This is a genomic window from Saccharopolyspora sp. NPDC050389, from assembly GCF_040655595.1.
Lineage (GTDB): Bacteria > Actinomycetota > Actinomycetes > Mycobacteriales > Pseudonocardiaceae > Saccharopolyspora.
In genome coordinates, this window is the sequence record NZ_JBFAKG010000174.1 from 1 (window position 1) to 10,882 (window position 10,882).

Genomic DNA, 10,882 nt, shown 5'->3' on the forward strand with positions numbered 1-10,882 from the left:
GATCAGGCTGTCTCCAGCTTCCAGGCCCTTGCTGCGACAAGAGCCCGACACGGTCTCTCACCGCGTCCGGTAAAAGCAGCGCCTCGTGGCGCACAATCCGCCTCGAAAATCGGCTCCAGCACCAGCTTCAGGGCCGCTTGGACCACCCGGTCGGCCGTGGTCGGGATGCCCAGGCGACGCATCTTGCCGTTCGTCTTGGGAATCATCCGTTCCCGCACCGGAACCGGGCGGAAGCTGCGCAGTTTGAGCTGGTGGCGCAGCTGGTCGAGGAAAACCTCGACCCCGGTGGCGGTTTCGATGTAGCGGGCGGTCTTGCCGTCCACTCCCGCCGTGCGCGACCCCTTATTGCTCCGCACCCGATCCCACGCCACCAACAGGAAGGCGGGATCGGCAACGAGGTTGAACAGATCATCGAACCGGCGGTGAGGATCGCCGGTCGCCCATCGGTGCAACTTGGTCTGGATCTCCAGTACCCGGCGCTCGGCCCAGTGCAGGGCCATCTCCGGATCGCGGGTGTTCACCCGTGGCCTCCCGGCATTCCAGCATCCTCCTTGCTGACTTGCTGGTCTCCTTCCCCATGTGCCGGGCTTTCCCCGGCTCGGAGTACTACGAGACCTCCGTCCCGCCCCACGTCCCTCGGTCGGCAACGGACCTGCCCGCCACCCGGCTGGCTGCCGCGTGGGGAGGGCGAACCGGGGCGGTTCCCACGTTCACTCGGTGTTCGATCGGCCAGGCAGGCACCCAGCTCCACCCCGGCAGCATCGCCACGCCTACGCCGCAGACATTCGGCGTGGCCTCCGCACCGGTCGACAAACGCGGTGTCGGAGTCGGTCCCCTCGCAAAACAGGGACCGCGCACTGCATCCCGGCCCGTATCCACCAGGTTGGAGCCGGTACTACGCTTACGGGGCGTCAACCACTGGTTCGCTTTCGCTGTACCCTCTGGCCTCGCTAGCCGGACCCGCACCATCTGGCAGTGCTGGTGCGTCCCGACATCGTCGGAGCTGCTTCCCACCCTCCCCGGCGTTCCCCGGATCAGGCTGCTCCCAGCTTCAACCCGGCCGCTGCGACGGACGGGCGGCGAAGGTCTCTCACCTCCACTCGAACATCAAGCGCCTCGTGGCGCACCTGTCGGTCGTAGTAGGCCCTGGAGGCGGGGTCGGCTAGGGCGGCGAAGGCGGCGAGGAAGAACGCGCGTTTGAGCTTGCGGTTGCCGGTGCGGGCGGGGTGCTCACCACGGATGCTGCTGCCGGAGCGGTGGGTGACCGGGGCAATGCCGGCATAGGCGGCCAGGTGTGCGGAGCTGGCGAACGCGGAGGCGTCGCCGATCTCCAGCAGGATGCGGGCAGCGGTCCTGACTCCGATGCCGGGCATGGAAGTCAGGACCTCGGCAAGAGGGTGCGCATCAAGGATCCCTTCGACCTCGGCCGCGAGCGTTTTCCGTTGCTCCAGCACTGTTTTCAGGCTCTCGGCGAGGCGCGGCAGGGCCACGTCGGCTGCGGCGGCGCCGGGAACGACCACGGTCTGCTCGGACAAGGCGGCGAGGATGTCGTCGACCAGCCGCTCGCCCATGCGGGGCGCGTGCTTGGTCGCGATCGAGGTCAGCTTGCGTCGGCTGGTGTTGGCCAGGCCGATCGGGCCGCCGCAGCGGGACAGGATCTCCAGCACCGCAGTGTGGGTGACCTTCGGGCCGAGGGCGCGTTCGAGGGCGGGGTGGATGCCGGTGAGCAGGCCGCGGATGCGGTTGCTGATCCGGGTTGCCTCGGCGGCCAGGTCGTCATCGAACCCGACCAGCACGCCGAGCTCGGCCAGGGCATCGTCGCCGACGTCGACCTGGCGCAGCGTGTGGGGCAGGGTGCGTGCGGCATCAGCGATCACGAAGGCGTCGCGGGCGTCGGTTTTGGCGTTGCCCGGGTAGAGGTCGGCGATCCGGCGCATCGCCAGTCCGGGCAGGTAGGCGACCTGGTGCCCGCAAGCGCGAGCAACCGCGACCGGCAACGCGCCGATCGTGGCCGGCTGATCGACCACGACCAGCAGCGGCCCGTGGGCGGCGAGTTTGTCGAACAGTGCCCGCAGCTTCGGTTCGCTGTTGGGCAGCGGCCCGTCGTGCAGCCGTTTCCCGGCCACGTCCAGGCCCACGGCATGGTGCTCACCCTTGCCTACATCCAGACCGAGGAACACGCCGTACGTGCTGGGCATCGACCAAGTCCTTCATGTCGAAGTTGCTGGTCACCAGTCAGGCACCGACGGCCGGCAGCCACGTTACGACGAGACCTACCCGCAGGCGGCCGTGTCCCTATCAGCGGTCCACCGATGCCACCAGACCTGGTGACACCACCCCCCGGATCATCCGTTCGACTGGGGGACAAAGTCATGCCAGGCCTGGCGACCAGGGCTCCAAGATCAGAGCCACGAAAAAGGTAACGGGGGCGTCGGTGCTCTTGCCCTTGGCGCCGGCATGCGGCTATTCGGGTCATGTTGAACCGGTGCTGCGTCACAGGTGTCGTGTGCTGGCGTTCCAGCACTGCCTCATTGGGCGGTGTTGGATGCGGGGTGCGTAGTGACCGAAGTAGACGGAACGGGTCCAGTTGGAACGGCCGGTCGCGGCCGTCGCCGGTGTCGGGGGAGTGGTCGTGGTGGGTCGCTGGTGCGGTTCGCTTTTTATGGGCGGATGTCGACGAAGGAGTTCCAGGATCAGGAGACGTCGCTGGCCTGGCAGCTCGAGGTGGCTGAGGAGACGATCGCCGGTCGTGGGGTGATCGTGGCCGAGTATTTCGATGAGGGCTGTTCGCGCCGGTGGGCCTGGCCGAAGCGGCGGTGTGCGGCGGCGCTGCTGGCCGCGGTGCAGAGCCCGGATTGTGGTTTTGATGCCGTGGTCGTGGGTGAGTATGAGCGGGCTTTTTACGGTGATCAGTTCCGGACGGTGATGGCCTTCTTGGCGGATCAGGGTGTGGAGCTGTGGTTGCCGGAGGCGGGTGGGCCGGTGGATCTCGAGGATCCGGCTCATCAGGCGTTGATGTTGTTGCTGGGTTCGCAGTCACGGCGTGAAGTGCTCAAGCCGCGGCATCAGGTCTGGCTGCCATGCGCGCCCAGGTGTGCACGCAGGGCCGGTTTCTGGGTGGGCGGCCGCCGTATGGGTATCGGTTGGTTGATGCGGGGCCGCATCCCAATAGTGTTCACGCGCAGTGGGGTCGTCGATTGCATCGGTTGGAGCCGGATCCGGCTACGGCGCCGTGGGTGCGGTGGATCTTCGAGCAGCGTGCCGCGGGGCGCAGCGTCGCTGGTATCGCACGGGAACTCAACGAACGTGAGGTGGCGTGTCCGTCTGGTGCTGATCGGGCACGCAACTCACATCGTTCTGGGCGGGCGTGGATTACGCGGACGGTGGCGGGGATTCTGGAGAATCCGCGTTACACCGGTCGGCAGGTGTGGAACCGGCACGGCACCCTCCACAACCCTGGCAGTGCTCGTCGTGCTGGCGGGGCCGGGGCCGCATGGATGAGCGGGATTGGGTGGTGTCGAACGTGCCGGCGCATCGTGCGCTGGTCGACGAGGTGACGTTCCACGCCATCCAAGGGATGCGTGTTGCCCGCAAGACTCAGGGTGGCGATACACGGATCTATCGGTTGGCGGGGCTGGTCGTGTGTGGCCGGTGCGGTCGGCGGTTCGATTCGCACTGGGTGAACAACCGTGCTGGCTACCGCTGCCGCCACGGCCACACCAGCGCCCGCAACCAGGCGCCGGTCATGAAGAACACCTACGTCAGGGAAGACCACTTACTCGCAGCGCTTCGGGCCCGTCTGGCCGATGCCACCGGGAACGACGAGGCGGCCGTGGCCGATTACCTCCGCACGAACGGACTGGTGATCGTCTACCTCGGTCCGGACTGGGCGCTCGAGGAAGCGCAGAGTCGACCAGTCGTAGAGCGCTCAGCGTCGCGTGGGTGCTGACTGGCCTCTCACTGGGATGGCTTTGTGCGTCGCCGGGCCTCTCGGCTAGCGCTTTCCAGGCAGTGCGGTGGATCGTCCTGCTGAACTCTTCGCCCGCGGCAGCCCCAACTCGGCAGTCGGTGTGCGATGGGTCTCGGGAGCGGTCAGCGCCGACACGGCGGACACGATCCCGCAGCCTGCCACGAGCAGCGCGACCGGAACCCAGGCCATGGCCCCTGATCCCATGATCGCGAAGCCGATCGAAGGGGTGAAGCCGGCGATCAGGAAGCCGATCTGGCTGCCGACTGCAAACCCCGTGTAGCGAACGCGGGCGTCGAACATCTCCGCGAAGAACGCAGGCCAGACGCCGTTGAGTGCGCTGTAAACAATGCCGGCGTAGACGATTCCCACGATGAAGACGAGCGGCAGGTTGCCGATGGAGACCACATAAAGGTAGACCGCCGCCAACACGGCCGACCCCAGAGTGCCGAACACCCAGACCGGACGTCGGCCCACGCGGTCCGACACCGTCGCCCACGCCGGGATGGCGACGATCGCGACCGCGTTCGCGATCACCGAGACCCAGAGCATGGTCGACTGCGGCAGCCCGATCGGGTCTGACGTGGCGTACGCCAGTCCGAACACCGCGAACAGCGACTGGAAGGTGCCGAACACCGAGCAGGCGATGACCCGCAGCAGCTCGCGCCCTCGGGTGGTGACGGCCGCGACCAGCGGGATCTGCTCCTCACGGGTGGTGGCCACCTCCTCAGTAAAGACGGGCGTCTCATCTATATGGCGGCGGATCATGTAGGTCAGCCCGACCACGACGATGCTGAGCAGGAACGGGATCCGCCATCCCCAGGAGAGCAGCGAGTCGCGGGGAAGCGCCGCCACCGGGATGAAGACCAGGGTGGCGAGCACCATGCCGGCGGCGAACCCGGACATCGTGAAACTGGTGAACAGCGCCCGCCGCCCATCTGGGGCGTGCTCCAGCGTTAGGGTGCTGGCGCCTGCCGCCTCGCCCCCCGCCGAGATGCCTTGCAACACCCGGAGGAACACCAGGAGAAACGGCGCGATCACCCCGGCGGTCTCGTAGGTGGGCAGCAGCCCGATCGCCGTGCTGCTCAGGCCCATTAGCAGTAACGTGACGATCAGTGTGTTGCGGCGACCGATGCGGTCCCCGAAGTGTCCAAAGATCACTGCGCCGAGTGGACGAGCGACGTAGGCAACGCCGAATGTCGCGAGCGCCAGCACCGTACTGACCGTGGCGTCGTGCGCAGGGAAGAAGACGGTGCTGAACACCAGTGCGGCGGCCGAGCCGTAGACGAAGAAGTCGTAGTACTCCAGCACGCAGCCCAGGAACGAGCTGAGCGCAGCGCGTCGGGCCGTGCGCGTGTCGTCCGGGCGATTCGAGGCTGCTGAGGGCACAGGCGGATCCTCCTTGATCACGGCCTCCCCGCGGACGGCGTGACCAGGTACCGACAACCGTCAGCGGGGAAGTTCCCCTTGCGCTGAAGCTAGAGTTTCGGTTTCTATCGGTCAAGCGCTTGGTCGAACTTGGTCGAACTCGCAGACGTGTCGGAAAGGACAGCGCTCATGGTCGATTTCCCTGGGCTCCTCCCGCCTAGGCTGTTCCCCGCTGGAGCCGGCCCGATCCCGGGTTCGATTCACGAAGCACACGTGGCGGAGCGGCTCGCGGAGGTAGGCCGGTTCGGGAGCGAGACGCTCGCCGAGCGAGTGCGCAGGCACGCGGTCGAGCGCCCGGACGCTTTCGCCTTTGTGGGAGACGGACAACGGTTGACGTGGTCGGATGTGGACGAGTTGGCCGACCGCCTCGCCGCCGGCCTGGTCGCGGCGGGCGCCGAACGGGGTGACAGGATTGCGATCCTGTTCCCGGACGGTCCGGTGGTGCACGCCCTCTACCTGGCCACCGAACGGGCCGGGGTCGTGGCGGTGGGCGTCCCGGCTCGGGCGGGGGACCAGGAGGTCCAGCACCTTGTCGGGTTGACCGGGTCCACGGTGCTGGTCACCGCACCGGAGCACGCTGGGCGTGACACCGCGACGCTCGCAGTCCAGCTCGGCTTCCCGGCCGGACGGCACCTGGTCGTCGACCCCGACCGCCCGGGGGCGGTCCGCCTCGGCGCCGTGCCCTGGGAGGGTGGGCCCCGCGTGTCGGCCGACCGTGCTCTCGGGCTCGGTGACCTGTTCGTACTGAACTCGACGTCCGGCACCACCGGGATGCCCAAATGCGTTGCCCACCACCAGAATCGGCTGCTCTACTACTACACGCAGGCCACCCTCGCCGGCGATCTGACCGAGGACGACGTGATCCTCTCGGTCGTGCCGACGCCCTATGGTTTCGGACTCTGGTCGGCGCACGCCACCCCGATCCTGCTCGGCGCCACGGCCGTGCGGATGCGCCGGTTCGACGCCGCCGCTGCGATGCGGCTGATCGCCGCGGAGCGGGCGACTGTGCTCGCCGCAGTGACCACCCAGTTCGTGATGATGCTCAACGCCGACCCGGGCGTGACCGTCGACGCACGCTCACTGCGCTGCATGTTCACCGGCGGCGAGGCGATCCCATACCGCCGCGGGCTGGAGTTCGAGGAGCGGACCGGCGCCGCACTGCTCCAGTTCTACGGCTCCAACGAGACCGGGATGCTCTCCTGCACGACGGTGCGCGACGACCAGGAGACCCGGCTGACCAGCGCCGGACGGGTTGTCCCCGACATGAGGGTCCGGCTGTCCGAGGGTGTGGACGGCGGGCGCTCGAGCTGTCGCGGGCCTGCGGCCAGCCTCGGCTACTACGCCGATCCCAGGGCGAACGCGGAGCTCTTCGACGCGGACGGCTGGATGCTGACCGGTGACCGGTGCACGATCGACGCACAGGATCGCCTGCGAGTGGTCGGTCGGGTCTCGGATTTCATCATCCGGGGCGGCAAGAACATCTCGGCACTCGCGGTGGAGGAGCGGGTGGGGGAGCATCCCGCGGTCGAGATGGTCGCGGCAATCGGCGTACCCGACGAGGTGTTCGGAGAACGGGTGTGCGCCGTGATCGAGCTGCGCCCGGGCGCCGAGCTGTCCCTGCCCGACCTCTGTGCCTTCCTGGCCCACCGGGGTGTGTCCAAGGAAACCTGGCCCGAGCGACTCGAGATTGTCGACGAGATGCCTTGCTCGGCAGGCGGGAAGATCGCTAAGGCGGAACTGCGGCGGCGATGGGCGTAAGGCAGGAGAGCTGTCGGTGGTCCCGGTAAGCGGGAGTCCGGCCCCGCCGACCGGGCGGCGACTCCAGACTTTTAGCAGGCACGGGCCGAGGGTGACCGAGTCGTGGGGGCCCTGACGAGGAAAGCCGTTGACATCTCTCCAAGCGAGAGCCCTGGGACATCCGAACTGACTCACCGCGAGGCGGGGCCCGGGCCGGCGCGGGTCATGCTGCACGTTTGGAGGGGGCGTTCTTCGCGAGGCGTCGAATGCCGAACGTTGCCCTGCGCAGCTTCTCCCGCTGCGGGCATCGGGCGTAGGTCGAACTCTGCAGCAAAGCTGGCTGCGCAGTTCGAAGTATCGCCTGGTGCGCCACGCACACGTGTCCGGAACATCGGAGCTGCGAGCGCAGGTTGGCCGCCCAGCTGGAAACGCTCGCGGCGGGGCTCGATTGCTTGTGGACGTCGTCGGAGTTCGGACTTGGCTGCGTCGACTTTGGGATTGTTAGGCAAGTTCTGGTGCCTTTCCCGTGCTCGGGCACGTCGGTCTGCGAGGGTCAGGGACTGCCCGCCGCGATCTGCACACACCCCGGTACGATCGGCTGCTACGGACCGGTGCCGTCCGGGGGCAAGCAGGAGGTAGGGCAAGGGTGAAGTTCACCACCAGCGACCCAGACATCTCAACTATTTACAACCGCATCGACGACGGCACCTACGATCTCCAGCCGGAGTTTCAACGGGGTGAGGTCTGGACGAAGAACAAAAAGCAGCGGCTCATCGACAGCATCCTCCGCGGATGGCACGTCCCGCCGATCCACTTGGTGGCCAAGGAAGACAACACCTACGACGTGCTCGACGGGCAACAGCGGCTGACTGCGATCCGCGACTTCGTGCTCAACAGGTTCACGATCGACGGTATGATCGAGCCCGTCGACCCCGCCCTAACAGGGCTGGACGACTTTGGCTACGAGCAGTTGCCTCCCGCGCGCAAGCGGAGTTTCAACCAGTTCTCGATCCGCGTGTTCGCGCTGACGGATTACACCCCGGATGAGCCGCACGAGCTCTTCTTCCGCCTCAACCAGCCGACCAGCCTCACCGAGGCGGAGAAACGCAACGCTTTCATCGGAGGTCCACGCAACCAGGTGCGCGACCTAGTTGCGTGGGCGGTCGGCGAAGGCCTGGCTGCTGAACGGATCGGCTTCTCGAACGCCAGAATGGCTTATGACGACCTGATCGCTCGTTTCCTGCTGACACTGGAGAAACGCTCCCTCACCGAAAAGGTGACCGCACAGCGGATTACAAATCGGTACCGGTCCACGATGATGTTCCCGGATGATACCGTTTATCAGGCGCAGCGGTCTCTCAAATTCGTTCTCGACCTCCCGCTACTGGGTCGTGCGGGATCACGCAAGCCGAACAAGGCAACCATTCACACCTGGCTGTGCATGGCTGCGAAGCTGCACCGCCACAATCTCCTGAATACCTACGGGTCCGGTCTCGCGGATGTGATCGACCTTATCGAACAGAGCCGTGTGAAGCCCGACCTCGCGACGGCGCGGGATCGCGCCGTTCTGACGGTCTTTAACGACCGCGCCACCTCCCGGGTCGCAGATGTTTCCTCGGTCGTCCTGCGCGACCTGACCGCGTGGATGTTGTTCTCGGCTCGCGCTCCACTCTCCTCCGGCGCCGCGCTACCGCCCGAGGAAATCGACCGGGCCTGGAAGCAGGCCAGCCAGGTGAACGCGGACCGGGCGCTTTATGAGTTCGCTGGGTCCGTGAAATGGGGGGAGTTCCCGTGGCTTTGAGGCAGGCCGCCCGGGAGCGGGTGCTAGCGCAGATGTCGAAGCGCAACTACACCAGTCGGCTCACAAAGGCCGAGTTCCGAGGTGCAGACGAGGCTCACGTCCTCGAATTCGGCCCAGGGATCACGGTTCTATGCGGTGGCAACGGTGCGGGAAAATCGCGCACACTCGGCGCGCTGGCTCGGTGTCTCGGCGATGGTGAGGAGGCCGAGCGACGACAGTACGTCCCGAAGCTGCCGCACTGGCTGTCGTCGATCTCGGTTACCGGAAGCACCGCGGGCGCGGAGTGGACAGTGGGCTTCGACGGATCAGAGCGTGTGAGATCAGGCGAGGGGCCTGCGGCGGTCGTTTACATCGACCCCTCCGCCGAGACCGAGGAGCTCATCCGGCTGTTCAGTGGTGATGACAACCGGGAAGACCTGAAGGAAGGGGTGGATCCCGCACCGCTGCCGGAAGACGACGTCCGGCGGATCGGTCATATCCTGCGGAGGTCGTATGTGGCCGTGCAGGTCTACGAGGTGACGGCGTTCAGCGAAGACGACAACCCGACCCCCTACTTCGAAGTCGAGGCGCACGGCCAGACCTACGACCTGCTCGACATGGGGCGGGGTGAATTGGTGGTCACCTACTTGTTGTGGCGGTTGCGCGGCCTAGAGCCGGGTACGGTCGTGCTGCTCGAAGAACCGGAGAGCCACCTGGCGTCATTCTCGCAGCGGGCGCTGACTGACGCGATGGCGGCGTTCGCGGTTGAGCAGGACTTGACCATGGTCGTCTCCAGCCACTCGCCGGGCATTATCAACCCGCTGCCGGTCGGGAACGTGACCCTCCTCAAAGGACCGCCCGAGCAGGGCTTCCGGCACGGCCTGGGGATCCGCACGATCAGCGACTTCCTCGGCATCCCTGCAACCACCAGCGCGGCCGTACTCGTCGAGGATGCGGTAGCCCAGCAGATCCTGCGTGCGGTGCTTGAAGCCGTGGCCCCGGACCTAATCGGTGCCGTGACCATTCGGTATGCCCGCTCCGGGGAGTCCGGCGTGCATCGTGTACTCGACGAGATCCGCGACCTCAGCCCGGACCGGTTCGCGATGGTCGGTGTTCTGGACGGTGACCAGCGCGGCAAGTCCGACTCGGCGAGGTTCGGGTACCTTCCGGGCAGCGAAGCACCGGAGATTGTGCTGCGCGCAGCCATGGACCGGTGGCGAGCCGACCCCTCCGCGTCCTGGAAACCCCCATTGGCCGGTGGCGCCGAGCGGCTGCGCATGTTCCTGGAGACCCTGGCAGGCCAAGACCATCATGACTGGCTGGCAGAGCTCGGCAAGCATTATGGGGAGACGGCTCCTGTGGTCCGGGCTGTTGTGGACCTCTTGCTGACCGACGAAGTACACAAGCGCGAGGTTGACGAGCTTGTGGATTGGCTCAAGGACAAATGCGGACAGCGAACTGTTTGATCTTAACGCCAGAACTGGCTCTTGGCTGCCTCGTGCGCGTGGCCGTGCTTGACGGCCAGCCGGTCGGGTCCGGAGCTCGGGCGCGGCGCGCCGGGCAGTCTCGCCGCCAACGCTTGCTTGAGGATGCTGCGGTGTTCGCATTCGAGCAGGTCGGCGAGGTCGGAAGGGGTATGCATCGCCTGGCAGTCTGACATGCGCGCCTGTCCGGGTCGGCGCCGTGGGTGCCGACACGCCGTGGCAGTAGATCCCGGTCGTGCGGGCGGTGAAGACCTCGACGGCCGCTGGGTTCGACCGCTCCACGCTCGATGTGTCCGGGTTCCTGGGTGAGGCCACCCGGGTGCGTGATGTCGAGGTCATTCGACGAGTCAGAAGCACCACAGCGTCGAGGGCAAGCAACGACGCGAGAGGCCCTAGTACTCCAGCCGCACTTTGTAGTTTTTGGCCTGTCTTCGCTGGTAGTGGCTGGTTTTGGCGCGGTGTTGGTGGCGTCTGCGCCAGTGGGAC

At 66.7% G+C, this 10,882-nt stretch carries 9 protein-coding genes and 1 pseudogene; 6 read left to right on the forward strand and 4 right to left on the reverse strand.

Translation table 11 applies throughout. The features are described from left to right. Nucleotides 1-2: 2 nt before the first annotated feature. Nucleotides 3-521 (reverse strand): hypothetical protein, encoded by a 519-nt coding sequence (locus AB0I53_RS48310; protein ID WP_358617635.1) that lies wholly within the window; start codon nucleotides 519-521, stop codon nucleotides 3-5. A 513-nt stretch (nucleotides 522-1,034) separates the two neighbouring features. After that, a complete protein-coding gene (locus AB0I53_RS48315; protein ID WP_358617637.1) occupies nucleotides 1,035-2,198 on the reverse strand; it encodes an IS110 family transposase in 1,164 nt (387 codons plus the stop codon). A gap of 472 nt (nucleotides 2,199-2,670) precedes the next feature. Between AB0I53_RS48315 and AB0I53_RS48320 the strand changes: the two are divergent. The 3 genes and pseudogenes from AB0I53_RS48320 to AB0I53_RS48330 form a co-directional block, all read left to right on the forward strand. After that, nucleotides 2,671-2,979, forward strand: a pseudogene (locus AB0I53_RS48320) (recombinase family protein); the annotation flags it as partial. Between the two features lie 101 nt (nucleotides 2,980-3,080). After that, complete coding sequence (locus tag AB0I53_RS48325) at nucleotides 3,081-3,557, forward strand: recombinase family protein (protein WP_358617655.1); 477 nt, start codon at nucleotides 3,081-3,083, stop codon at nucleotides 3,555-3,557. Beyond that, a complete protein-coding gene (locus tag AB0I53_RS48330) occupies nucleotides 3,494-3,949 on the forward strand; it encodes a zinc ribbon domain-containing protein (protein ID WP_358617640.1) in 456 nt (151 codons plus the stop codon). Before AB0I53_RS48325 ends, AB0I53_RS48330 begins: the two co-directional genes overlap by 64 nt. A 45-nt stretch (nucleotides 3,950-3,994) precedes the next feature. Here AB0I53_RS48330 and AB0I53_RS48335 read toward each other — a convergent pair whose 3' ends face one another. Further along, nucleotides 3,995-5,377 (reverse strand): MFS transporter, encoded by a 1,383-nt coding sequence (locus AB0I53_RS48335; protein ID WP_358617643.1) that lies wholly within the window; start codon nucleotides 5,375-5,377, stop codon nucleotides 3,995-3,997. Between the two features lie 231 nt (nucleotides 5,378-5,608). Between AB0I53_RS48335 and AB0I53_RS48340 the strand changes: the two genes are divergently transcribed. From AB0I53_RS48340 to AB0I53_RS48350, 3 genes are all read left to right on the forward strand, one after another. Then, nucleotides 5,609-7,153: a class I adenylate-forming enzyme family protein gene (locus AB0I53_RS48340; protein ID WP_358617645.1), complete on the forward strand. Its 1,545-nt coding sequence runs from the start codon at nucleotides 5,609-5,611 to the stop codon at nucleotides 7,151-7,153. A gap of 625 nt (nucleotides 7,154-7,778) precedes the next feature. After that, the gene (locus AB0I53_RS48345; protein ID WP_358617647.1) at nucleotides 7,779-8,933 is read left to right on the forward strand and encodes a DUF262 domain-containing protein; all 1,155 of its coding nucleotides are present in this window, start codon (nucleotides 7,779-7,781) and stop codon (nucleotides 8,931-8,933) included. After that, on the forward strand, nucleotides 8,924-10,378 hold the full coding sequence (locus tag AB0I53_RS48350) for an AAA family ATPase (protein ID WP_358617649.1): 1,455 nt from the start codon (nucleotides 8,924-8,926) through the stop codon (nucleotides 10,376-10,378). Before AB0I53_RS48345 ends, AB0I53_RS48350 begins: the two co-directional genes overlap by 10 nt. A 2-nt stretch (nucleotides 10,379-10,380) precedes the next feature. On the opposite strand, the gene AB0I53_RS48355 is transcribed toward AB0I53_RS48350, so the two are convergent. Next, nucleotides 10,381-10,554 carry a hypothetical protein gene (locus tag AB0I53_RS48355; protein WP_358617652.1) on the reverse strand — a complete coding sequence of 58 codons (174 nt, stop codon included), beginning with the start codon at nucleotides 10,552-10,554 and terminating at the stop codon, nucleotides 10,381-10,383. Between the last annotated feature and the right edge of the window lie 328 nt (nucleotides 10,555-10,882).